This window comes from Dactylosporangium sp. CA-052675, from assembly GCF_050947935.1.
Taxonomy (GTDB): domain Bacteria; phylum Actinomycetota; class Actinomycetes; order Mycobacteriales; family Micromonosporaceae; genus Dactylosporangium.
Genome location: NZ_CP192010.1, coordinates 1883557 through 1907083 on the forward strand (window position 1 = coordinate 1883557; position 23527 = coordinate 1907083).

Here is a 23527-nt window from a genome sequence, read left to right on the forward strand (position 1 = left end):
GTGCACCGCCCGACACTTGACGAGGTCGCTGCCCTGGCCGGTGTCGGGCGCGGCACCGTCTCCCGGGTCATCAACGGCTCGCCCCAGGTGAGCCCGGAGGCGCGGGCCGCGGTGCAGAAGGCGATCGACGCGCTCGGCTACGTGCCCAACCGGGCCGCCCGGGCGCTCGTCACCCGCCGCACCGACTCCGTGGCCCTCGTGGTCTCCGAGTCCGAGGAGCGGGTGTTCGGCGAGCCGTTCTTCGCCGGCATCGTCCGCGGCGTCAGCTCGCACCTGGCCGACACCCAGATGCAGCTGTGGCTCGCGATGGCGCAGTCGGTCGCCGAGCGCGTGCTGGTCGAGCGCCACCTCAACGACCAGCACGTCGACGGCGTCCTGCTGCTGTCGCTGCACGACGACGACCCGCTGCCCGGCCTGCTGGCCGGCCGCGGGCTGCCGACCGTCCTGGGCGGGCGCACCGCGCACATGCTCGAGACGGGCACCATCGACGGCCAGGTCAACGGGCACACCGTCTCGTTCGTCGACAACGACAACGAGGGCGGTGCCCGGCTGGCCGTCGAGCACCTGCTCAACCTGGGACGCCGCTGTGTCGCGGCGATCGCCGGCCCGCAGGACATGGGCGTCGGCAAGGCCCGCCTGCGCGGCTATCGCGAGGCGCTGCGGGCCGCGTCCCATCCGTTCGACGACCGTCTCGTCGCATACGGCGACTTCAGCGAGGCGAGCGGCGCCGAAGCGATGAACCGCCTGCTGCATCTCAACCCGGGCCTCGACGCCGTCTTCGCCGCCTCCGACCTGATGGCCGTGGGAGCCATCCGAGCCCTGCGCGAGCTGGGCCGGGCCGTTCCCGCAGACGTCGCCGTGGTCGGGTTCGAGGACTCCGCCGTGGCCCGGCAGACCCTGCCGCCGCTCACCACCGTGCACCAGTCGGTGGAGGGCATGGGTCGCGAGATGGCCAGGCTCCTGCTGGCCCGCATCGCCGGCGGGCCGGCCCACTCGACTGTGCTGGACACGCACCTCGTGGTGCGCGAGTCGGCCTGAGACTGTGCCTTCCCCCTGTGGCACGCTAGGAGGCAAAACGTGCGCTACGGCCACTTCGACGACGAGAGTCGCGAGTACGTGATCGACCGGCCGGACACCCCGCTGCCCTGGATCAACTACCTGGGCACCGAGGCGTACTTCGGCATCATCTCCAACACCGCCGGCGGCTACTCGTTCTACCGTGACGCGCGGCTGCGCCGCCTCACCCGCTACCGGTACAACAACGCGCCCTTCGACCTCGGCGGCCGCTACCTGTACCTGCGCGACGCGGGCAGCGGCGAGTTCTGGTCCCCGACCTGGCAGCCGACGCAGACGGAGCTCGACGACTACGAGTGCCGCCACGGGCTGTCCTACACGACGATCTCGTCCGGCTACCGCGACATCAAGGCGCGCGTCACGTACTTCGTGCCGCTGGGCGAGACGCTGGAGGTGTGGCGGCTGCGGCTGACCAACGAGCGCGACACCGCCGCCGAGCTCTCGGTCTTCTCCTCGGTCGAGTTCTGCCTCTGGGACGCCCAGGACGACGCCACCAACTTCCAGCGCAACTTCAGCACCGGCCAGGTCGAGGTCGTCGACGGGGTCATCTACCACAAGACGGAGTACCGCGAGCGCCGCGACCACTTCGCCTACTTCGCCTGCTCCGAGCCGCTGGCCGGGTTCGACACGGCCCGCGAGTCCTTCCTCGGGCCGTACCGCTCGTGGGACCGGCCGATCGCCGTGGAGCGCGGCAGCTCGTCGGACTCGGTGGCGCACGGCTGGCAGCCGCACGGCTCGCACCACGTGCGCGTCACGCTGCAGCCGGGGGAGACCCGCGAGATCGGCTTCGTGCTCGGCTACTGGGAGAACCCGAAGGACGCCAAGTTCGACCCGCCCGGCTCGCAGACCGTCAACAAGCACATGGTCCGCCCGGTGATCGAGCGCTGGCTGCGGCAGGAGACGGTCGACGCCGGCTTCGCCGCGCTGCGCGAGAACTGGGACCGGCTGCTCGGCGGGCTGCAGGTGGACACGCCCGACGGGGACACGAACCGGATGGTCAACATCTGGAACGCGTACCAGAACATGGTCACGTTCAACATGAGCCGCTCGACCTCGTTCTACGAGTCCGGCATCGGCCGCGGCATGGGCTTCCGCGACTCCAACCAGGACCTGCTCGGCTTCGTGCACATGATCCCGGAGCGGGCCCGCGAGCGGATCCTCGACATCGCCGCGACCCAGCTGGCCACCGGCGGGGCGTACCACCAGTACCAGCCGCTGACCAAGCGCGGCAACAACGACATCGGCTCGGGCTTCAACGACGACCCGCTGTGGCTGATCCTCGGGGTCGCGGCCTACCTCAAGGAGTCCGGGGACCTGTCGATCCTCGACGAGCCGGTGCCCTACGACAACGAGCCGGGCTCCGAGACGCCCCTCTACGATCACCTGCAGCGCTCGCTGCGGTACACCCTGGACCGCCTCGGCCCGCACGGCCTGCCGCTGATCGGGCGCGCCGACTGGAACGACTGCCTGAACCTCAACTGCTTCTCCGACACGCCGGGGGAGCCCTTCCAGACGACCGAGAACGCCACCGGCGGGGTCGCCGAGTCGGTGTTCATCGCCGGGCAGTTCGTGCTGGCCGCGAAGGAGCTCGCCGGGATCGCGCTGTGCGTGGGCCAGCCGGCCCAGGAGTACCTCGACGCGGCCGAGAAGATGGCCGGCACGATCGCCGAGCACGGCTGGGACGGGGCCTGGTTCCGCCGGGCGTACGACTTCCACGGCAACGTCGTCGGCTCGGCCTCCAACGACGAGGGCCAGATCTTCATCGAGCCGCAGGGCATGTGCGTGATGGGCGGCGTCGGGGTCGAGGACGGCACCGCGGCGGCGGCCCTGGCCAGCGTGCGCGAGCGGCTCGCCACCCCGCACGGGATCGTCCTGCAGCAGCCGGCCTACAGCTCCTACCGGCTGGAGCTCGGCGAGATCTCCTCCTACCCGCCGGGGTACAAGGAGAACGGCGGCATCTTCTGCCACACCAACCCGTGGCTCATGATCGCCGAGACGATCGTCGGCAACGGCGACGGGGCGTTCGACTACTACAAGCGGATCCTGCCCTCGGCCCGGGAGGCGATCAGCGAGGTGCACCGGTGCGAGCCGTACGTGTACGCGCAGATGATCGCCGGCCGGGACGCGCCGACCCACGGCGAGGCCAAGAACTCCTGGCTGACCGGCACGGCGGCGTGGAACTACGCGGCCATCACGCAGTGGATTCTCGGCATCCGTCCCGAGCTGGCCGGTCTGCGGGTGGCCCCGGTCATCCCGGCGGACTGGCCCGGGTTCACGGCGGTCCGCCGGTTCCGCGGGGCGACGTACACCATCACGGTCCGCCGCGGCGACACCCGCTCGCTGACCGTCGACGGGGTGTCGATCGACCCCGATGGTGTCATCCCGCCGGCCATCGAGGGCTCCGACGTTGAGGTGATCCTGACGATTTCGTGAAAGATCGCGGGGCTGCCGGGTGGCCCGATGACGAGATGTGCGCACAATGAGGCGTGAACATCCCGTCCCCGGGCCGCCCGCGCTCCGCCGGCCGGCCCACGCTCGACGAGGTCGCCCTGCGCGCCGGTGTCGGCCGCGGCACCGTCTCGCGCGTGGTCAACGGCTCGCCACAGGTGAGCCCCGAGGCCCGCGCGGCGGTGCAGAAGGCGATCGACGAGCTGGGGTACGTGCCCAACCGAGCCGCCCGCGCGCTCGTCACCCAGCGCACCGACTCGGTCGCGCTGGTCGTCTCGGAGTCGGAGGAGCGCGTCTTCGGCGAACCCTTCTTCGCCGGCATCGTCCGCGGCATCAGCTCGGCCCTGGCCGACACCCAGCTGCAGCTCTGGCTGGCGATGGCCCAGTCCCCGGCCGAGCGCGAGCGCGTCGAGCACCACCTGACCAACCAGCACGTCGACGGCGTGATGCTGCTCTCCCTGCACGACGCCGACCCGCTGCCGCTGCTGCTGGAGCGCCGCGGCCTGCCCGTGGTGCTCGGCGGCCGGCCGGCCCAGATGCTCGCCGACGACGAGCAGCTCAACTTCACCGCCCAGCTGTCGCAGCTCTCCTACGTGGACGCGGACAACGAGGGCGGCGCCCGCATCGCCGTCGGGCACCTGCTGGACCGCCAGCGCCGGCGCATCGCCGCGATCGCCGGCCCGCAGGACATGGCCGTGGGCGTGTCCCGGCTGACCGGCTACCGCGAGGCACTGGAGCGCGCGGGGCTCCCGGTGGACGAGCGGCTCATCGCGTACGGCGACTTCTCCGAGGCCAGCGGCGAGCGCGCGGCGCGCGAGCTGCTCGAGGCCGACCCCGGGATCGACGCGGTCTTCGCCGCCTCCGACCTGATGGCCGTCGGCGCCCTGCGCGGGCTGCGCACGATCGGCAAGCGGGTGCCGGACGACGTGGCCCTGGTCGGCTTCGACGACGTGGCGATCGCCCGGCAGACCGACCCGCCGCTGACCACCGTGCACCAGCCGGTCGAGGCGATGGGGCGGGAGATGGCGCGGCTGCTCATCGCGCGCATCGGCGGCGCGGCCTCGTCCTCGGTGATGGTCGAGACGCATCTGGTCCGCCGCGCCTCCGCGTAGGGGTTTGCCGTTCTCCGGTTCCGGGCAGCAGGACATCGGAGGAGGTGGCGATTTCGATGAACAAAGAGTGGAAGAAGCGCAAGCGGCGCGCCGAGAGTGTGGCCGAGGAAGCCTGGGACCACCTGGTCTCGGCCCTCGACAACGCCCGCTCGTTCGGCGGCACGGTGAAGGACCGCGCATACGACTTCAAGGACCGGGCCGGCGACCTGGCCGGCGAGGCCTCGGACCGCTACAGCTCGGCGTCGGACCGGGTGAGCTCGGTGTCCAACGAGGCGTGGAAGCGGGCCAACCTGGCCCTCGACGCGCTGTCGGGCCGGCGTTCGCGCACCCCGTGGGGCTGGATCGCGGTGGCGGCGCTGGGTGGCGTGGCGGTGGGCTGGGCGGTGGCGGCCTCGGCGCCGAAGGCCATCCAGGCCGCGAGCGACCGCTTCAGCGACGAGCCCGACGAGCTGCCGGCCTCGGCCGAGCCGCCGGCGCCCTATGAGCCGGTGGTCCCGCCGGTCACGCCCTGACCTGAGCTTTCCCCCCGGGAAGAGGTAATCGGGCCGGCGCCGTGCGGGGCGCCGGCCCTCAGGTCTGTTCCGCGCTGCCTCCGCTCGCCCTCCGGCTCGGGTCGCTCGCGCCGGGTGGCGGATCTGCCGACCGCTCGCGGCCTGCTGTTCGCGGCGCGACCCGGCGTGGTATGACTACCGCCGACGTCCGACCGGGGGAGGCTGTCTCGATGCGAGGCCGTGCACTTGCCGTTGCCATTGCCGCTGCGGCGCTCATGCTGGCCGCCGGGTGCGGTGACGAGCCGGATCCGGGCGCGGCCGCGCCGGCGGCCACGACGGCTGCGGTGACGACGGCTGCGGCGTCCCCGCCGGTGAGCTCGCAGGACTGCCAGGACGTCAAGGCCACGATCGACCAGTACTACCCGCTGTTCGCCGCGGTGCAGGGCAAGGTGCTGGAGTCGGTCAAGCGCAACGACCAGAAGACCGCGGTCGAGGGGATGCAGAAGGCGGACCAGCTCGTCAGGGAGTGGGTGGGAGTCGTCGAGCCGCAGGTGGCGAAGGTGACCCAGCCCGACCTGCATGACGCGCTCGTGACGCTGCTCGACCAGATGCGGCAGTACACCGCCTCGAACGGCATGAACGCGGGCAACGTGGCCAAAGCCGCCGAGGGCGTGAAGGCGGCGCTGGGCAAGGTCTGCGCGTGATGACGCCGCGCATCTCGTGACGCACCGCGGCGCCCTTCAGCCGCGACACGCTCCGCACGACGGGTCCGAAGGCCGCGCACCCCGGGCCGGCGGCGAAGCCGGTCGCCGGGGCGCGGCCGGTCCGGTCATCCGCCGGCCGTCCTTGTCGAAGGTCGGTGGGGTGCCGCCGCGCCGGTGCGGCCGAGCAGGAAGGGCGCGAGCAGGTCGCGGACCCGGTCCGTCAACCGGCGGACAGCCGCCCGTCGATCATCTCGACCACCCGGTCGCAGTGTTCCAGCACGTCGTTGTCGTGCGTCACCATAACCGTCGCGACGGCGGACTGTTTGGTCTCCCGGGCCAGCAGCTGCACCACGTCGTGGCTGCGGGCCCGGTCCAGCGCGGCCGTGGGTTCGTCGACCAGCAACAGTGAGGGCTGTCCGACCAGCGCCCGGGCGATCCCGACCCGCTGCCGTTCGCCGCCGGAGAGCTGGTGCGGCCGGCGGTCGGCCCTGTGCGTCATCCCCACGTCCGCGAGCAGCTTGGCCGGATCGCGATCGTCCGCCCGGCGGCGGCTGAGCCTGGTGACGAGCCGCAGCTGGTCCAGCGCGGTGAGCGCCGGCAGGAGGTTGCCGCTCTGGAACACGAATCCGATGTGGTCGCGCCGGTACGCCGCGCGGGCTTTGGCACTCATGCCGGCGATGTCGTGCCCGTCGATGGTGACGGTCCCGCTGTCGGGGACGGTCAACGCCCCGGCGACCGCGAGCAGGCTCGACTTGCCCGCCCCCGACGGGCCGACCACGGCCACCAGCTCGCCCGGTGCGACGGTCAGGCTCACGTCGTGCAGCGCGGTGACCACGGTGTCGCCGTCGCCGAGGCGGACCGTCACCCCCGACAACGCCAGCCCGGTGCGGTCGCTCGTGTTCATCGCTGTGCCCCCAATGCCGTGAGCGGGTCGATGGCCGCGACCCGGACGATGGCGGTGGCCGCGCCGGCCAGCCCGAGAACGACCAGCAGGACGGCCGCGCCGGCCACCGCGGGTGCCTCGATGGCGAAGGGCACGGCGCCGCCGCTGATCAAGCCGCCGAGGCCGACGCCGAAGGCCACGCCCGCGCCGATCGCGGCACCGAGGACCACCACGGCCTGGACCAGGCCGTCGCGCAGCAGGTAGGACCGGGCGGCGCCCATCGCCCGCAGCACCGCGAGCTCGTGTCTGCGGTTGATGGTCCAGACCGTGAAGAACGCGCCGACCACCAGGGCGGAGATGGCGTACAGGAAGAGCTGGATGAGCCTGAGGGTCGAGGTCTCGGCGGTGTAGCCGGGCGAGGCGCCGTAGGCCTGCGCCTTGCGGAAGCTGGTCGTGCCGGCGGCCGCGTCCCCGGCGGCGAGGTCGGCGTCGCCGTCCGCCCGGATGGCGACCGCGGTGGCCTCTGTGGCCGCCCCGGCCCGCAGCTGCTCGCCGGGCCCGACGCCCTCGTGCAGGTGCTGCCAGGCCGCGAGGGGCAGATACGCGACGTCGACGTGGCCGAACGTGCGCTGGTCGCCGGTGGTGCCGACCACGGTCAGCCGGGCGCCGATCCGGTCGATGGTGATGGTGTCGCCGAGGCGCAGACCGGCTTTGACGGCTGTCTGGGACACCACGATGCCGTCCGGACGGCCCAGCCCGGTGCCGTCGGCGGGGGCGGGGGCCAGGAACGAGTCCGGCTCGACGCCGAAGAGGGCCAGGTCGATGGGGAGGCCCCGGTCGCTGCGGGCGTTGACGAGCAGGTTGCCGAAAAGGGCGGCATCCCGCACGCCGGGCTGCCGGCGCCACTGGTCGACCTGCCGGCTGTTCACCACGCTGCGGGAGAACGCCGAGTCGAGCTTGGTGTGCTGATCGAAGGCGAAGGCGGTCACCGGGAGCCGCTGAAGGCCGGACACGCCGTCGTTGACCAGGCCCGAGGACAACCCGGACAGCAGCACCACCAGGATCGCGATCAGGGCCACGACGCTGCCCATGAGCGTGAACCGCCAACGCGCGAAGCGAAGCTCGCGCAGGGCAAGGAACATCCATCCTCCCGCGAGGAATAGTTTTTCGACACAACGTCGGGAACTATACCGACACTGTGTCGAGAAAACGGGCGCGGGGCCGACCGTCCGGATGCTCTCGGAGCTGGGTGTTCGCGGCGATGCGGGCAGGCGGCTCCTGGACGCCGCCTGCCCGATCATGGTTTCGGTCGTGGATTCGGTCTTTGGTTCGATGACGGATGAGCGCCGGCCGATGCGCCCTCCCTCGACGGGCGGCCGGCCTCACGGCCGCGCCGGAGTTGGCTTCAGCTGTACTTGCGCAGCTCGCGCCGGGCCAGGGAGGCGCGGTGCACCTCGTCCGGGCCGTCGGCCAGGCGCAGGGTGCGGGCGCTGGACCAGAGCGCGGCCAGCGGGGTGTCCTGGCTGACGCCGGCCGCGCCGTGGGCCTGGATCGCCTTGTCGATCACCCACTCCGCCATCGACGGCACCGCGATCTTGATCGACTGGATCTCGGTGTGGGCGCCCTTGTTGCCGACGGTGTCCATCAGCCAGGCGGTCTTGAGCACCAGCAGGCGGGCCTGCTCGATGCGCACCCGCGACTCGGCGATCCACTCCTGCACGACACCCTGCTCGGCGAGCGGGCGGCCGAAGGCGACCCGCCGGCTGACCCGGCCGCACATCAGCTCCAGGGCGCGCTCGGCCATGCCGATGAGCCGCATGCAATGGTGGATGCGGCCCGGGCCGAGCCGCGCCTGGGCGATCGCGAAGCCCTGGCCCTCGCCGGCGATGAGGGCGTCGGCCGGGACGCGCACGTCGTCGAAGACGACCTCGGCGTGCCCGCCGTGGGCGGCGTCGGTGTAGCCGAAGACGTGCATGCCGCGCCGGACGGTGATGCCGGGGGTGTCGCGCGGAACGAGGATCATGCTCTGCTGCCGGTGCCGCTCGGCCTGCGGATCGGTCTTGCCCATGACGATGAGGACCCGGCAGTTGGGGTTCATCGCGCCCGAGGACCACCACTTGCGGCCGTTGATGACGTACCCGTCGCCGTCGCGCTCGATGCGGGTGGCGATGTTGGTCGCGTCGGAGGAGGCGACGTCGGGCTCGGTCATGCAGAACGCCGAGCGGATCTGGCCCTCCAGCAGCGGCTTGAGCCACCGGTCCCGCTGCTGCGGCGAGCCGAACTGGGCCAGCACCTCCATGTTGCCGGTGTCGGGGGCGGCGCAGTTGAGCGCCTCCGGGGCCAGGTTCGGGCTGCGGCCGGTGATCTCGGCCAGCGGCGCGTACTGCAGGTTCGTCAGCCCCGCGCCATGGGTGGCGTCGGGCAGGAACAGGTTCCACAGGCCCCGCTCGCGGGCGGACCGCTTGAGCTCCTCGATGACCGCCGGGCGGGCCCAGGGGTCCTCGGCCTCGGCCAGCTGCCGCTCCAGGACGGGCTCGGCCCGGTACACCTCCTCGTCCATGAAGTCCGTGAGCTTCTCGTGCAGCTCGGCCGTGCGTTGGTCGAAACCGAAGTCCATCAGCTCTCTCCGTCGATCGCTGCGATGCCCTCTTCGAGCAGGGGCGGAACCAGGTCGCCGATCTCGTCGAAGCCCGCCCCGACGGTCTGTCCCCGCGTGTACCGGTAATGGATCCCCTCCAGCACGACGGCGAGCTTGTAACAGGCCAGGCCGACGTACCAGTGCAGGTCGTCGCTGAGCGGGGCGCGGCTCGCGTAGCGCTCGAGCAGCTCGTCGCCGCCGGGGAACCCGGCCGCCGCGCCGAGGCCGTCCGCGATCGGGTTGCGGCCGGTCTTGATGCGGTCCAGCACGTTCCAGTACGCCAGCAGCAGCCCCAGATCCGTCTGCGGGTCGCCGATCGTGGCCATCTCCCAGTCCAGGACGGCGGCCACGCGCAGGGTGTCCGGGTCGACGATGAGGTTGTCGAGGCGGTAGTCGCCGTGCACGATCGCGGGCCGGGGGCTCGCCGGGACGGTCGCGGCGAGCCGCTCGCGCAGCGTGCCGGCCGCGGGCAGGTCGCGGCTGCGGGAGCCCTCGAGCTGCTTGCTCCAGCGGCGGACCTGGCGCTCCAGGAAGCCCTCGGGCCGGCCGAACCCGTCCAGCCCGACGGCGGCCGGGTCGACGAGGTGCAGCTCGGCGAGGGTGTCCATCATCGCGAAGGCGACCTGGCGCCGGCTGGGCTCGCCGAGCGGGTCGGTCTGCGCCCGGTGGCGCAGCACCACGCCGGGCACCCGGGCCATGAGGTAGAACGGCGCGCCGAGCACCGCGTCGTCCTCGCACAGCAGCAGGGCCTCGGGCACGGGCACCGGGGTGGGGCCCAGCGCGGAGATGACCCGGAACTCGCGGGCCATGTCGTGCGCGGTGGCCAGCACGTGGCCCAGCGGCGGGCGGCGCAGGACGAAGGCCTCGTTGAGCACGTAGGTCAGGTTGGACCGGCCGCCGGCCACGAGCTCGGCGGACAGTGGCGCGCCGACCAGGCCGGGGGCCTGCTCGTCCAGGTAGGACCGCAGGCGGGGCAGGTCGAGACCGGGCGGGGTGGTCATCGGATCAGTCCAGGGTTGAGACACGTTCTCTGTCAAGCGACCGGGGGTGATTCGTCACGAATAATTCCGCACTGGCCGTGCGCAAATGCCCGGGGAAACGTTCCGGCATCGACACCGCTGCGAAACGGCGCGGAAACTCGCGGTAGGCAACCTGGTCGCAGTAACGGAGAGCAAGGCGTACACCAACGGCGGCGTGCACCTCGGCCCAAGGACGAACGGGAGGTCGACTCACATGCTGCTCAGGCTGAGGGTTGCGCTGCCCGACCGTCCCGGCTCACTCGGGCAGGTTGCCCGGACGCTGGGTGTGGTCGGTGCGGACATCGTTTCGGTAGTCGTACTGGAACGGGTCGGCGGCCGTGCGGTGGACGACTTCACCGTGGCATGGCCGGCTTCGGCATCGGTCGACCGCGTGCTCACCGGACTGGCGGCGATCCCAGGCGTGCGCTTGGACGGTGTGTGGCGCGGCACCGAGCTCTCGGAGCCGAGCAGCGGCCGCGAGGTCGCGCTGATCGGACAGGTGGCGGCGAACCCGGAACACGGCCTGGCGACGGTCGTGGACGCGGCGCCCGCACTGTTCGGCGCGGACTGGGCGGTGGCGATCAGAGTCGGATCCGACTGGGCGGGCGGCGGCGCGCGCGCCCAGGCCTGGACCGACACCTCGGTGGTCAGCGCGAGCTGGCGCGCTCCGGATGTCCCCCCACAGGTGGACATCGCACCACTCCGGCCCCGTGCGTTGAGCGCAGCTGACGGCGTTCATCTCGCTGTCGCGCCTTTTCAGCGCGGAGGCCTGGTCCTTGTTGTCGGACGCGGCGGGGCGGACGGCGACGCTGGAGCACCACCGTTTCACGGTTCCGAGGTGGAACGGCTGGCGCAGCTGGTCGGTGCAACCGCATCTGTGCTCGGGGAACGGCTGGCGGGGCCCGGTTTGGCGGAACCGGGTGAGGCGGGGAGTTCCGTTGCCGGAACCCCCGCTCCCGCCGGCACAACGTCGCGATGACGGCACTCTGGCGAATCCGGGCCACGGTCGACGACCGGCCCGGATTCCTCTCCGTGCTCACCGCGAGCCTGGCCCTGCGGAAGGTCAACATCCTCTCCGTGCAGGTGCACACCACCGAGGCCGGTGCCGTTGACGACTTCCTGGTCGAGGCGCCCGACGGCGTCACGGCCGCGACCCTCGCCGACGCCGTGCGGCGCGGCCGGGGCCGCGACCCGTGGATCGCGCCGGCCGACGTGCGGGGGCTGATCGACGAGCCGACCCGGGTGCTCACCCTGGCCACCAAGGTCCTCGACGGCGGCTGCGGGCTGGAGGAGGCCCTGGCCGCCCTGCTCGGCGACTGCGACATCTCCTGGCGGTCCAGCGGCGCCGGCGGCTTCACGGCCTCCGGCATGCAGCTGGAGGACCCGGCGGGTGGCACGCTCTACGTCCGCCGGCCCGCCCCCGAGTTCACCCCGGCCGAGTACGCCCGGGCCCAGGCCCTGGTCGAGCTGGCCCGGGTCGCATCGAGACGCACCGCTTCCTGAGCCCTTTCTCAGCAGCGCCCCCTCGTGACCGAGGGGGCGCTTTTTGTTGTGCTTGTCTACGTGTAGTCTGCCGACATGTTGGTTGGGTACATGTCGGGGGGCGACGCATGAGCGGTACGGAGCGGAGCGGAGTCGCCGCTCATCGGCGAGTGCGGGGCTTCTCATGCCGTGGCCGCGGCGAAGCGGAGGTCACGGCATGAGCGCATTGGAGTACGCGCGGACGCAGTTCGGGCTCACCGCATCGCTGCACTTCACGTTCGTCATGGTCACGCTCGGCCTCGTGGTGCTCGTCGCCGTCATGCAGACGCGCTACACGATCACGGGCCAGGAGGTGTACGGCCGGATGGCCCGCTTCTGGGGCCAGCTCTACGCGATCAACTACGCGGTCGGCATCGCCACCGGGCTCGTCATGGAGTTCGAGATCGGGCTCAACTGGAGCGGCCTGTCCCGCCTGACCGGCGACGTGTTCGGCGCGCCGCTCGCGCTGGAGACGCTCATCGCCTTCGTGCTCGAGTCGACGCTGCTCGGCATGTGGATCTTCGGGTGGGGGCGGCTCGGCAAGCGGCTGCACCTCGCGCTGATCTGGGGCATCGCGGTGACCGCGCTGCTGTCCGCGTTCTGGGTGCTGGTGAGCAACGCGTTCCTGCAGCACCCGGTCGGCTACGCCCTGGACGAGCACGGCACCGCCCGGCTGACGGACTTCGGCGCCCTGCTCACCAACAGCGCCCTGTGGTTCGCCCTGGCCCACGCGGTCTCGGCGACCATGATCGCCGGGGGCGTGCTCGTGGCCGGCGTCTCGGCCTGGCGCCTGCGCCGCTCGAAGACCGACGACTTCGAGCTGTTCCGCCGCTCGCTGCGGCTGGGCATCCGGGTCGGGCTGATCGGCACCTTCCTCACCATCGGCTTCGGCTACGCCCAGTTCGGCTGGATCGACGCCAGCCAGCCGATGAAGATGGCCGGCCGCGGCGACGCCGCGCTCGAGCGCCAGGCCGAGCTGGTGCAGCGGTTCGGCCCGGGCGACTACCTCGTCAGCGGCAACGTGGGGGTCGCGCTCGGCCTCATGATCCAGATCGCCAACCTGCTGTTCCTCGTCCTCGCCGTGGCGCAGGCGCTCACCTTCCGCGACACGCTGATCCACCGCCGCTGGGCCCGGCCGATGTCGTGGCTGCTCACCGCGCTCGTCCCGGTGCCGATGCTCACCGCGATCGCCGGCTGGTTCGTGCGGGAGGAGGGGCGCCAGCCGTGGGCGGTGTACGGCCTGCTGCGCACCGCCGACGCCGTGTCCCCGATGAGCGCGGGCGCGCTGCGGTGGTCCACGTTCGGGTTCACCGCGCTCGTCGTGGCGCTGGTGCTGCTCGACTGGTGGCTGCTGGCCCGGGCCGCGGCGCGACCACCGGGTGAGGCGTTCGCGCCCGAGCCCGCCGAGCAGCGGCAGGAGGTGCTCGTATGAGCACCGTGTGGTACCTGATCCTGGGCGGGGTGGCCGTCGCCTACTTCGTGCTCGGCGGGCTCGACCAGGGCGTCGCCATGCTGCTGCCCACCCTGCGCGGCGACGACCGGCGCCGCGAGGCCCTCAACGCGCTCGGCCCGATGTTCCTCGGCAACGAGGTCTGGGCGGTCGGCGCCGTCGGGGTGCTCATGGCCGCGTTCCCGCGGCTGGAGGGGGAGCTGTTCACCGCCGCGTACCCGGCCGTCGTCGCGGCCGTGCTCGGGCTCGTCGCGCTCAGCGCGGGCGTCCAGCTGCGCGGCCGGGCCCGGCGGCGGGGCGGCTTCGACGTGCTCGTCCCCGCGGCCGGGCTGACCCTCGCGACGGCCTGGGGGCTGCTGTTCGGCGTGCTGCTGCACGGCGTGCCGATCGGGACCGACGGCCACGTGCACGGCCTCGAGCCCTTCGGCGATCCGGCGGTCTGGCTCACGGCCGCGGCCAACGTGCTGCTGGTGCTCGCGCACGGGGCGGCGTACCTGCACTGGAAGGCCGGCCGCCCGCGGCGCCCGGCCCTGCACCTGCTCGCCGGCGGGCTCGCGGCGCTGGCGCTCGGCGGCTGGTGGCTCGCGGCCCCGGCCGGCATCCGCAACCCGGCCGCCGGCACCGTGCTGGCGCTCGTCGCCGTGACGGCCGTGGTCGTCGCCGGGTGGGTGCCCCGCCCCGGGACGGCGTTCGCGGCGACCGCTGTGGCGTGCGCCCTACCCGTCGTCGCGGCCGCGTCGGCGCTGTTCCCGAACGTGCTAGCGTCCACGCTGGATCCGGGCGCGACGGTGACCGTCGACGGCGCGGCCGCGGGCGACGACACGCTGCGGCTGCTCACACTCGGGGCGGCGCCGCTGCTTCCGGTGCTGGTCGCCGTGCAGGCCGCCTGCTGGTGGCTCTTCCGGCGCCGGACGTCTCCGTACTGGTAGGGCGGCGCGACACGTGGACAGAAGACTCTTGCGGCTCGGGCCGGTCCGGCGCTATGTGCTGGTGCTGGCCGGCTCCGCGCTGATCGCCGCGGTGCTCGTCGTCGCGCAGGCGGTCAGCCTCGCGACCCTGCTCGCCGCGGCCGCCGGCGGGCGGCTCGACCGCACCGCGCTGGTCGTCGGCGCGGTGACGGTGCTGCTGCGCGGGCTGCACGCCGGCGCGCTGAGCGCCGTCGCCGGGCGGGCCGCCGCCGAGGTCAAGGCCCACCTGCGCGAGCGGCTGCTCGACGCGGCCGCGCGGCGCGGGCCCGCCTGGCTGTCGGGGCAGCGCGCGGGGGAGCTCGCGACCCTGGCCGGTCGCGGGGTCGACGGCCTCGACGGGTACCTCACCGGCTACCTGCCGCAGGTCTTCCTCGCCGCGTTCGTCCCGCTCGCGACCCTGGGCTGGCTCGCGCTGACCGACGTCGCCTCGGCGGTCGCGGTCGCCCTGACCCTGCCGCTCATCCCCGTCTTCGGCATCCTCGTCGGCCGGTCCACCGGCGCCCGCACCCAACGGCAGTGGCAGGAGCTCACCCGGCTCGGCGGCCACTTCCTCGACACCGTGCGCGGCCTGGCGACCCTGCGCGCGCACGGGCGCGCGGGCGCGTACGTGCGGCGGGTGCGGGAGAACGCGGAGGGGTACCGCCGCGCCACCATGCGCACCCTGCGCCTGGCGTTCCTGTCCGCCCTGGTGCTGGAGCTGGTCGCGACCGTCTCGGTCGCGCTGGTCGCCGTGCCCGTCGGGCTGCGGCTGCTCGACGGCCGCCTCACGCTCGGCGCCGCGCTGGCCGTGCTGCTGCTCGCGCCCGAGGCCTACCTGCCGCTGCGGGCCCTGGGCACGAAGTTCCACGCCAGCCAGGAGGGGCTCGCGGCCTCCGCGGAGGTCCACGCCGTGCTGCACGACGCACCGGGCCTCGCCGGCGGCCGGGCCACCACCGAGGCCCGGCTGCCACCGGCCGGCGCGGCCCTGGTGCTGGAGCGGGTGGAGGTCCGCTACGGCGACGTGCTCGCCCTGCGCGACGCCAGCCTGACGATCGAGCCCGGCGACCGGGTGGCCCTGGTCGGGCCGAGCGGCGGCGGCAAGTCCACGCTGCTCTCGCTGGTGCTCGGCTTCACGACACCGACCGCGGGCCGGGTCCTGGCCGGCGGCGCGGACCTCGCCACGCTCGACCTCGCGGCCTGGCGGGCCCGGCTCGCCTGGCTGCCGCAGCGCCCGCACCTGTTCGCCGGCACCGTGGCCGACACCATCCGCCTCGGCGCGCCCGGGGCGAGCCTGGACGAGGTGGTCGCGGCCGCGCGCGCCGCCGAGGCCGACGGCTTCGTGCGCGCGCTGCCGTCCGGCTACGGCACCGACCTCGCCCGGCACGGCCTGTCGAGCGGCCAGCGCCAGCGCCTGGCCATGGCCCGGGCCTGGCTGCGCACGGACGCGTCGCTGCTGCTGCTCGACGAGCCGACGGCGCGCCTGGACGCGGCCAGCGAGGCGGCGGTGGTGGCCTCGGCGGCCCGCCTGGCGGCCGGCCGCACGGCGCTGCTGGTGGCCCACCGCCCGGCCCTGCTGTCGATCGCCACGCGCACGGTCACCGTCGAGGGCCGCCTGACCGAGTCCCGCCGCCCGGTGGTGGCCGCGTGATGCTCAGCCCGCCGGCGGTGCTGCGGCTCGCCTTCGCCGGCCTCCTCGCCGTGCTGACGGAGGCCGCCGGGATCGGCCTGGTCGGCACCGCGACCTGGATGATCGTGCGGGCGGCCGACCAGCCGCCGCTGGCCGCCCTGGCCGTCGCCATCGCCGCCGTGCGGGCCTTCGCGCTGCTCAAGGGCGGCATCCGGTACGCCGAGCGCCTGGCCGGCCACGACGTGGTCCTGCGCGTCCTGGCGTCGCTGCGCACCCGCGCCTTCGCCGCCCTGGCCGCCCGCCCGGAGGCGCCCGCGGCCGGGGACGCGCTCAGCCGGGTGGTGTCCGATGTGGACGCCGTGCAGGACCTGCTGCTGCGGGCCGTCCTGCCCGCCGCGACCGCCGCCGTCGTCGGCGTCGTCGCCGTGGCCGCCTTCGCCGCCGTCTCGCCCCCGGCCGCGCTGGTGCTGGCCGCCGCCCTGCTCGTGGCCGGCCTGCTGCTGCCCCTGCTCGGCCGGGCCCTGTCCCGCCCGGCCGCCGCCCTGGCCGCCGCGCGGGGCGACGTCACCCGCTCCACTGTGGACATCGCGCACGGCGCCGCGGAGCTGCTCGCCTTCGGCGCCATGCCGGCCGCCCTGGCCACCGCGGCCGAGCGCTCGCGGCGCCTGGCCCGGCTGGAGGCGCGCGCCGCGGCGGCCGGGGCGATCGTGTCGGCGGCCGCGACGGTCGTGCCGGCCGCGGCCGCCCTGGCCGTCGCCGTCCTCGTGTCCGGCTCCGCCGCGCCGGTGCTCGCGCTCGTGGCGCTGAGCGTGGGCGAGGTGGTCGTGCCGCTGGCCGGGGCCGCCGCGCGCCAGGCCGAGGTGCGCGGCGCCGTGAGCCGGGTCCGTGAGCTCCTGGCCGCGGGCGCGCCACCGGCCGGACCGGACGCCACTGACGGACCCGGCGCCACTGACGGACCCGGCGCCAGTGACGCACCGGACGCGACTGACGCACCGGACGCGACTGACGCACCGGACGCGACTGACGCGCCGGAGCGGCGGGCGTTGCGCGACCCGGTCTCGGTCCGGCTGCACGGCGTGAGCGTGCGCTATCCGCACGGCGGCCGCGACGCGCTGTCCGAGGTCGACCTGGTCCTGCCGGCCGGCCGCCGGGTCGCCGTCGTCGGGCCGAGCGGCGCCGGGAAGTCCACGCTGCTGTCGGCGATCGCGGGCGCGGTGCCGCTGCGCGACGGCCGGGTCGAGGGCCGCCCGGCCGGGGCCGAGCCCTGGCAGGTGGCCGGCGGGGTCTTCGCCGACGCGTACGTCTTGCACGCGACCGTGCGCGAGAACCTCACCCTCGGCCGGGCCGGCTTCACCGACGCCGACCTGCGGGCCGCCCTGTCCGCGGCCGGGCTGGCCGGCTACGGCGACCGGCTGGACGAGCTCGTGGGGGAGGACGGCGCTCGGCTCTCCGGCGGGCAGCGCCAGCGGTTGCTGCTGGCCCGGGCCCTGGTCGACCCGCCGCCGGTGCTGCTGCTGGACGAGCCCACCGAGGGCCTCGACCCGCAGGCCGCGGACGCGGTGCTGGCGACGGCCCTGCGCGCGGCGGGGGAGCGCACGGTCGTGGTGGTGACCCACCGCCGCGCCGACCTGACCGCCTTCGACGACGTGGTGACGGTCGCGGACGGCCGCGTCACGGGGTGACGATGGTCCCGCGAGGGGCGGGGCTTCTGGCCTTGCGGCGGGGCGTTGTGCAATTCTTGAGCGCGTGAAGGGGGTGCCGCCGCCCGCGACCGGACCGATCGACGCATACGTCGACGGCCTCGCCGCCGCGCTGCGCGGACCGGGGCGCACGCGCACGGAGATGATCACCGAGGCCCGCCACAGTCTCGAGGACGCCGCCGCCGCGCACGTCGACGCCGGCCTGGACGCCGCCGAGGCCGAGCGGCTCGCCGTGGCCGAGTTCGGGACGCTGGGCGAGGTCGCGCCGGCCTACCAGGCCGAGCTCGCCGCGCAGCAGGGGCGGCGGACCGCGACCTGGATCGCGCTGGCGCTGCCGCTCGTGAACGTGCTCGCGCCGCTCATGTGGTGGGACAGCCCGTGGAGCGTCCAGGAGCACGCCTCGCACCTCTACTGGGTGCTCGTCGACCACTTCAAGTACACGTCGTTCCTGGCCGCCGGGGTCGCCGCGCTCGTGGTGCTCGGGTTCTCGCGGGGGAGCCGGTATCTGCGCGACGGCGTGCGGTACACCCGGCTCGTCGGGCTCGGGGCGATGACCTTCCTCGGGCCGCACGCGCTGCTCGGGGCGGCCGTGTTCGGGCTCAGCATCTACCAGTGGCCGGCCGCGGCCACCTGGCCGCCGGTGATCCTCGGGATGGCGGGCAACCTCGCCGCGTTCGGCTACGCCGGGCTCATGTCCGTGCGCTGCTTCCAGTTCGCGGTGCACGCGCGCCGCGGTCGCCGCCTGGCGGCCGGGGCCTGACCCGGGAGGCGGGAGCCCCCGGGGGCCTGACCCAGGACGCGGGAGCCGCCGGGGCCTGATCCGGGAGGCGGGAGCCGCCGGGGCCTGACTCAGGAGGCCGGAGCCGCCGGGGGCATCAGGACCGCGCCGATCGTCGAGGTGAACTCCTGCCAGGCCGAGCGCTCCTCGGTCAGCACCTTGCGGCCCGCGTTGGTCAGGCGGTAGGTCCGGCGTTCGCGGCCGCCTACCGTCGACCAGGCGCTCTCCACGTAGCCCGCGCGCTCGAGGCGGCGCAGGGCCGGATACACGGTGCCGGTCGGGAGGGTCAGGGAGCCGCCGCTGCGCTCCTGGAGGGCCTCGATGATCGCGTAGCCGTGGCGGGGTTCGCCGTCGAGCACCGCGAGCAGGAGTGCGTCGAGGTGCCCCCGTAGCGCGTCCGCCTTCATGTGTAGCGAGTCTACGGGTTCGGGTCCCGGCGCGCCACGGCAGGGGTTTAGGGATCGGGACCTTGGGCAGGACCGGTGCACGAAACCGTATCTGGGGGGAACTGGTGGCAACGGCATGAGGCGGCGGGCCGAAACCGCGCGGGATGTCGATCTGCAATGGCCGACGGGGCTGGGGATCGCCCTGGCGATGGCGTCCGGGCGGGGACTGGCCTACCGGCGGGGCGTGCCCCGGCCCGTGGTGGCCGCCCCGCGGTGGAGCGCCGCGGGGCGGGCGGCGGAGTCCGCCGTCGACGCCGGGGGCGTGGCCCGGTGGCTCACGGGGCAGTTGCCGGCCGGGCGGTACCACGGCCTCGTCATCGGCTCGCCCCACGGCGCGGCGCTGCATCTGGCCGCGGCGCTCGGGGTGCCGTGGCTGCCCGCGGGGTTCGAGCTGGCCACGCCGGACGTCGCGGTGCGGGAGCGCGGCACGGGCAGTACCGCCGCCGACAACACGGCCGCGGCCAAGGCGGGCGAGCGCGGCGCGCGGGCGGTCCTCGCCGCGAACCCGGACGTCGCGGTGCGGCAGGTCTACGACCCGGTGTGGCGCGGGTGGTCCACGGCGGCGGCCGCGTACTCGGTGGTGCGCTGGCAACGGCTGCCCGAGGCCTACCGGGACTGGATCGCGGAGCGGCTGCGCCCGGGCGCGCCGGTCATCGTGACCCGCGACGTCGGGCGCTGGGCGACCGTGACGGGCCCCCCGGGGTACGCCTTCCAGCTCGGCAGCCGCGCCTCGGGCCTGGCCCCCGAGGACTACCTCGACCGGCGCGACGCCGCGGTGCTCGGGGAGCGGCCGGTCGACAGCGACGGCGAGCGCAGCGTCGACCGCGGGCTCGTCGAGGACCTGCGCCGGTTCGCAGCCGCGCACGGCCACCCCGTGCGCCAGGTGCTCTACCGGCATCCCGACGTGCTCAGCGGGGCCGTCGCCGACCTGTACCGCGACTGGCTGCGCGCCGGGCACCGCACCGGCAACCGGCTGGTGGTCGAGTGCGGGCGGCTGCTGGACCCGTGGCACGTGGTGCGGGCGGGGCTGGTGCCGTACTGGTGCGAGCACCCCCTGCGCGCCGCCGTCCGCGCGGTCTCGTGGTGGCTGGCCGGCAGCGAGCCGTTCACCGCCGTCGACGTGCTGCCCGAGCCGCCCGGCGTGACCCTGCCGACCACCGCGCCGCTGGCCGAGTGGGAGGCGGTCGCGGGGTTCGCGACCCGGCACGGGCTCGTCGACCCGCGGTGCGCGCGGGCGTACCCGTCCGGCGCCGTCCCCGCCCACCACGCCACCCAGGTGCTGCGCTCCCAGCCGCCGGACCTGCCGTACCTGCCGTTCCTGGAGGCCGAGTCCGCGCTCGCCGGGCTCGCCGAGCGCGGACAGACCGACGGCCTGCTGGTGCTCTAGAGGCTTCAGGCGGCCGTGGTGTCCTCGGACTTCTCCTTGTTCTTCTGCACCTTGCTGATGACGTCGTGCAGGGGCTTCGTGCCGCTGCCGACCACCACGCCGGTGATGATCGCGTCGATCCACACCGGGATGCCCTGCCAGCCGTCGCCCGCGATGGAGTGCAGCAGGTAGAGGCCGCCCGACGCCGAGGCGACGGTGGCCAGGGCGACCGCGATGCCCCACGAGACGAGGCCCCGGTCGGCGCGGCCACGGTCCACCATGGACTTCGCGTGGGCGACCTGGACGAGGTCGTCGAGGGTGGCGTCGTGGTACTTGTTCGCCATGTTCGCCACCGCCTTCTCCAGCTCGCCCTTGGCGTGCCGGCCGGGCATGAACCGGGCGAAGGGCTCGAGCACGCGCTCGACCGCGGTGGCGAACGCGAACAGCACCCCGAACAGGGCGGTCGCGTCCGGCAGGTGGATCTCGTCGGCGTTGACGCCGAAGTGGTACAGCGCCCAGGACCCGGCCCCGCCCGCCGCGACGAGCGCGAAGGCGGCGATCAGCGAGCCGATGCTCGCCGGCTGGGTGGCGACCGCGGCGGCCTCGCTGCCGGGCGCGGCCGGGGGCGCGTCGGGCCCGACGGTGACCGCGGCCCCGGCCACCTCCCCGGGCACCCCGGGCACCCCGCCCGACGCGGCGGTCGGCTGGGCGGGGATGCGCTGGGTGACGTCCTGGTCCTGCGGGACGGCCAGGTTCTGCGGTGCGACCGTGGCGGCGGCCACGACCCGGTTGCTGGAGGTGCCGAGGACGACGTTGCGTCGGACCAGTGCCATGCGCGAGAGGCTAGCGCCCGTCGATGGCCCGGATCATCCTGGGGACGGCGACCCGACAGGCGGGGCCGGCGCCGGGGTCTCGGGCGGGAACCGGCTCAGCGCGAACGGGCCGAGGTCGACGGCGGCGTGCACGAGCACCGGCAGGAGCAGGCTGCCGGAGAAGACGTACAGCACCGTCGCGCACGCCCCGAAGACCGAGGTGCCGATGATGCCGGGCAGCCCCTGGTACAGGTGGCCGAGGCCGAAGAACAGGCTCACGAGCGCGCCCGCGACCCAGAGGGGCAGGTGCAGCCCGCCGATCGCGACGGCCAGGAACGCGCCCCGGAACACCAGCTCCTCGCAGATGCCCGCGGTGAAGGCGGTGCCGGCGCCCCACAGCCGCTCCCGGCCGGTGCGGGGCAGCAGGAACGCGACCTGGGGCGGGACGGCGGCGAGGCGGTGGCGCAGGAACCGGTCGCGGGCCCAGACCACCGCGGCGAAGAGCGCGAAGACGCCCAGCGCCAGCGCGATCCCGGCCGGGCCGGGCAGCCGCAGGCCGTAGTCGTCCGGGTCCACGCCGGGGCCGAACGCCAGCGGGAGCAGGGCCACCGCGCTCAGCAGCCACCAGCTCAGGATGTACCGCCGATGGAACCGGATCCGGCCGTCGGGCCGCGACTCGATCTCGGCCCGGCGGCGCGCCACGGTGCCGGGCGAGCGCGCGATGCGCACCACGAACCAGACCACGAGCAGCGCGAGGACGGTCGCGCCCGCGGGGCCGAAGCGGGGGTCGATCCAGGGGGTCACGGCGCAATGATGCCGCACGGCGCAGGGGCCGCCGTCGCGATGACGGCGGCCCCTGCGAAGTCGAGCTGCCCTTGCTGCCTTGCTGACTTGCTGCCTTGCCGTTGCTACGTCAGGAAGCCGAGACCGAGGGGTTCGCGGACGCCGCAGTGCTCGGCGTCGCGACGGTGGTGTCGGCCGGCGGCGGCAGTGCGCTGCCCTTGACGTACTCGTCCCAGGACTTGTCCCAGTCGGTCCAGCCGTTGCCCCAGGCGAGCTTGCGGGTCGTGTTCTTCACGATCACGACGTCGCCGATCTTGGTCAGGTTGTAGAGGTACTTCGCGTTGGCCTCCGACACGTTGGTGCACCCGTGCGACACGTTGCGCTTGCCCTGGTCGCCCACCGACCACGGGGCGGAGTGGATGTACTCCCCGCCGCTGGTCATGCGCTGCGTCCAGTAGACGGTCTCGCGGTACGGGTCGTCGGGGTCGGTGCCGACGAACAGCTCGGACTGGTTCTTGTCCATGACCACCATGTTCCCGGAGGACGACGGGGTCTTGGCCTTGCCGAGGCTGACCGGCATCGTCTTGATGACCGTGCCGTTCTGCTCCACCGTCATCTGGTGGGTCTTGTCGTCGGTCGTCATGACGATCTTGTCGCCGATGCTGAACGTGCTCGTGACGTCCTTGGTGCCCCAGCCCGTCTTGGTGAGCTGGAGCCCGCCGACGGCGAGCCGGACGGTGATCTTGGTGCCGGACTGCCAGTACTCCTTCGGGCGGTAGTGGACCTCGCCGCCGTTGAACCAGTACCAGGTGCCGACCTGCGGCGGGGTGCTGGTGACGATGAGCCGCTTCTGCACCGATGCCCGCATCTCCTGCGGGACGCTGGAGCCGAACCGCACGACGATGGGCATGCCCACGCCGTACGTCTTGTTGTCGGCGACGGCCGTGGAGACGTTGACCGTCTTGCCGGGCTTCGCCATGGTGGTGAACGTGATCTTCTTGCCGGCGGTGTCGCCGGCCGAGGTCACGACGGCCGAGTATTGCGTGCCGTACTTGAGCTGGGTCCCGGGCACCCACGCCGTCCCGTCGGCGTTGAGCCCGCCGTTCACCGCGGCACCGGAGGCGTCCGTCAGCGTCACCTGGGCGTTGGAGCCCGGGGGAGCCTGCAGGGACAGCTCGGTCGCGGTGGAGACGTTGCTCGCACCGTCGTCGGGAGCGGCGAAGGCCGCCTTGGGCTGCTCGGCGGCGGACGCGGAAGCCGAGGGGCCGCCGGCACTGCCGTCAGCGCCGGTCCATTTCGGTTTCGGCGAATCGTCGCTGCTGCATCCCGCAGCCAGAACGACGACGCTCGTGAGCGCGGCGATCGTGGCCAGTGCGCGTGCGGAGACTCCCATGTCCACACCTCCTTCGTTGGGCTAGAGCATGCACCGGTTACCGCACCGGTGTATCCCGTGTTAGTGCCACCGGTGCACAGTTGCGCGAACTGTGCGGTGGCGGGCGATCTTGCCGTGCATCATCGTAGGAAGTAACGGATGGCGAGGGCCACCCGCTCGTTGGACGTCTTGCCGACTGCCACGGGTTGCGTGACAGTTCTGTAACGACCGCTCGGGCGTCCGGTCCGTGGGATTTGTCACGACCCGGCGCGGTAGGTTTCCGGCCCGTGCGCACGGTACGTTGTCTGGCAACATACGCGGCGGGCGCGCTGGCATGCGGTACGGACTCGAGTACC

General features: G+C 73.7%; 21 protein-coding genes. 13 read left to right on the forward strand and 8 right to left on the reverse strand.

Annotated elements, in window-relative coordinates; all coding sequences use genetic code 11:
• The 5 genes from ACQP1P_RS08445 to ACQP1P_RS08465 all read left to right on the forward strand — a co-directional run bounded on the left by ACQP1P_RS08445 (position 1) and on the right by ACQP1P_RS08465 (position 5829).
• A complete protein-coding gene (locus ACQP1P_RS08445; RefSeq protein WP_433084712.1) occupies positions 1 to 1038 on the forward strand; it encodes a LacI family DNA-binding transcriptional regulator in 1038 nt (345 codons plus the stop codon).
• Positions 1039 to 1077: 39 nt separating this feature from the next.
• A complete protein-coding gene (locus tag ACQP1P_RS08450) occupies positions 1078 to 3507 on the forward strand; it encodes a GH36-type glycosyl hydrolase domain-containing protein (protein WP_433084714.1) in 2430 nt (809 codons plus the stop codon).
• Positions 3508 to 3566: 59 nt separating this feature from the next.
• Complete coding sequence (locus ACQP1P_RS08455) at positions 3567 to 4634, forward strand: LacI family DNA-binding transcriptional regulator (protein WP_433089918.1); 1068 nt, start codon at positions 3567 to 3569, stop codon at positions 4632 to 4634.
• Positions 4635 to 4690: 56 nt separating this feature from the next.
• Complete coding sequence (locus ACQP1P_RS08460) at positions 4691 to 5146, forward strand: hypothetical protein (protein WP_433084716.1); 456 nt, start codon at positions 4691 to 4693, stop codon at positions 5144 to 5146.
• A gap of 323 nt (positions 5147 to 5469) precedes the next feature.
• A complete protein-coding gene (locus tag ACQP1P_RS08465) occupies positions 5470 to 5829 on the forward strand; it encodes a hypothetical protein (protein ID WP_433084718.1) in 360 nt (119 codons plus the stop codon).
• A 220-nt stretch (positions 5830 to 6049) separates the two neighbouring features.
• Here ACQP1P_RS08465 and ACQP1P_RS08470 read toward each other — a convergent pair whose 3' ends face one another.
• The 4 genes from ACQP1P_RS08470 to ACQP1P_RS08485 form a co-directional block, all read right to left on the reverse strand.
• Complete coding sequence (locus ACQP1P_RS08470) at positions 6050 to 6733, reverse strand: ABC transporter ATP-binding protein (RefSeq protein ID WP_433084719.1); 684 nt, start codon at positions 6731 to 6733, stop codon at positions 6050 to 6052.
• Positions 6730 to 7854, reverse strand: a complete 1125-nt coding sequence (locus ACQP1P_RS08475) for an ABC transporter permease (RefSeq protein ID WP_433084721.1) — start codon at positions 7852 to 7854, stop codon at positions 6730 to 6732. Before ACQP1P_RS08475 ends, ACQP1P_RS08470 begins: the two co-directional genes overlap by 4 nt.
• A gap of 263 nt (positions 7855 to 8117) precedes the next feature.
• Positions 8118 to 9329 carry an acyl-CoA dehydrogenase family protein gene (locus ACQP1P_RS08480; RefSeq protein WP_433084723.1) on the reverse strand — a complete coding sequence of 404 codons (1212 nt, stop codon included), beginning with the start codon at positions 9327 to 9329 and terminating at the stop codon, positions 8118 to 8120.
• Positions 9329 to 10375, reverse strand: coding sequence for a phosphotransferase family protein (locus ACQP1P_RS08485; RefSeq protein WP_433084725.1), 1047 nt, complete (start codon positions 10373 to 10375; stop codon positions 9329 to 9331). The genes ACQP1P_RS08480 and ACQP1P_RS08485 overlap by 1 nt, the downstream gene beginning before the upstream one ends.
• Positions 10376 to 10583: 208 nt before the next feature.
• Between ACQP1P_RS08485 and ACQP1P_RS08490 the strand changes: the two genes are divergently transcribed.
• The 7 genes from ACQP1P_RS08490 (at position 10584) to ACQP1P_RS08520 (ending at position 18374) form a co-directional block, all read left to right on the forward strand.
• Positions 10584 to 11348: an amino acid-binding protein gene (locus tag ACQP1P_RS08490; RefSeq protein WP_433084727.1), complete on the forward strand. Its 765-nt coding sequence runs from the start codon at positions 10584 to 10586 to the stop codon at positions 11346 to 11348.
• On the forward strand, positions 11345 to 11872 hold the full coding sequence (locus ACQP1P_RS08495) for a hypothetical protein (RefSeq protein ID WP_433084729.1): 528 nt from the start codon (positions 11345 to 11347) through the stop codon (positions 11870 to 11872). Before ACQP1P_RS08490 ends, ACQP1P_RS08495 begins: the two co-directional genes overlap by 4 nt.
• 196 nt (positions 11873 to 12068) lie before the next feature.
• Complete coding sequence (locus tag ACQP1P_RS08500; RefSeq protein ID WP_433084731.1) at positions 12069 to 13322, forward strand: cytochrome ubiquinol oxidase subunit I; 1254 nt, start codon at positions 12069 to 12071, stop codon at positions 13320 to 13322.
• Positions 13319 to 14269: a cytochrome d ubiquinol oxidase subunit II gene (locus ACQP1P_RS08505; RefSeq protein ID WP_433084733.1), complete on the forward strand. Its 951-nt coding sequence runs from the start codon at positions 13319 to 13321 to the stop codon at positions 14267 to 14269. The genes ACQP1P_RS08500 and ACQP1P_RS08505 overlap by 4 nt, the downstream gene beginning before the upstream one ends.
• Before the next feature lie 13 nt (positions 14270 to 14282).
• Positions 14283 to 15935: a thiol reductant ABC exporter subunit CydD gene (gene cydD / locus ACQP1P_RS08510; RefSeq protein ID WP_433084734.1), complete on the forward strand. Its 1653-nt coding sequence runs from the start codon at positions 14283 to 14285 to the stop codon at positions 15933 to 15935.
• Complete coding sequence (gene cydC / locus ACQP1P_RS08515) at positions 15935 to 17596, forward strand: thiol reductant ABC exporter subunit CydC (RefSeq protein ID WP_433089920.1); 1662 nt, start codon at positions 15935 to 15937, stop codon at positions 17594 to 17596. The genes cydD and cydC overlap by 1 nt, the downstream gene beginning before the upstream one ends.
• A 64-nt stretch (positions 17597 to 17660) precedes the next feature.
• Positions 17661 to 18374 (forward strand): permease prefix domain 1-containing protein, encoded by a 714-nt coding sequence (locus tag ACQP1P_RS08520; protein WP_433084735.1) that lies wholly within the window; start codon positions 17661 to 17663, stop codon positions 18372 to 18374.
• An 89-nt stretch (positions 18375 to 18463) separates the two neighbouring features.
• Here the strand turns inward: ACQP1P_RS08520 and ACQP1P_RS08525 are convergent, their stop codons facing one another.
• Positions 18464 to 18799, reverse strand: coding sequence for a PadR family transcriptional regulator (locus ACQP1P_RS08525; RefSeq protein WP_433084737.1), 336 nt, complete (start codon positions 18797 to 18799; stop codon positions 18464 to 18466).
• A gap of 115 nt (positions 18800 to 18914) precedes the next feature.
• Between ACQP1P_RS08525 and ACQP1P_RS08530 the strand changes: the two genes are divergently transcribed.
• On the forward strand, positions 18915 to 20225 hold the full coding sequence (locus ACQP1P_RS08530) for a hypothetical protein (RefSeq protein WP_433084739.1): 1311 nt from the start codon (positions 18915 to 18917) through the stop codon (positions 20223 to 20225).
• A gap of 5 nt (positions 20226 to 20230) precedes the next feature.
• Here the strand turns inward: ACQP1P_RS08530 and ACQP1P_RS08535 are convergent, their stop codons facing one another.
• The 3 genes from ACQP1P_RS08535 to ACQP1P_RS08545 all read right to left on the reverse strand — a co-directional run bounded on the left by ACQP1P_RS08535 (position 20231) and on the right by ACQP1P_RS08545 (position 23192).
• Positions 20231 to 21037 carry a hypothetical protein gene (locus ACQP1P_RS08535; protein ID WP_433084741.1) on the reverse strand — a complete coding sequence of 269 codons (807 nt, stop codon included), beginning with the start codon at positions 21035 to 21037 and terminating at the stop codon, positions 20231 to 20233.
• A 33-nt stretch (positions 21038 to 21070) separates the two neighbouring features.
• Positions 21071 to 21820, reverse strand: coding sequence for a CPBP family intramembrane glutamic endopeptidase (locus tag ACQP1P_RS08540; protein ID WP_433084743.1), 750 nt, complete (start codon positions 21818 to 21820; stop codon positions 21071 to 21073).
• Between the two features lie 109 nt (positions 21821 to 21929).
• Positions 21930 to 23192: an Ig-like domain-containing protein gene (locus ACQP1P_RS08545; protein ID WP_433084745.1), complete on the reverse strand. Its 1263-nt coding sequence runs from the start codon at positions 23190 to 23192 to the stop codon at positions 21930 to 21932.
• Positions 23193 to 23527: the final 335 nt, after the last annotated feature.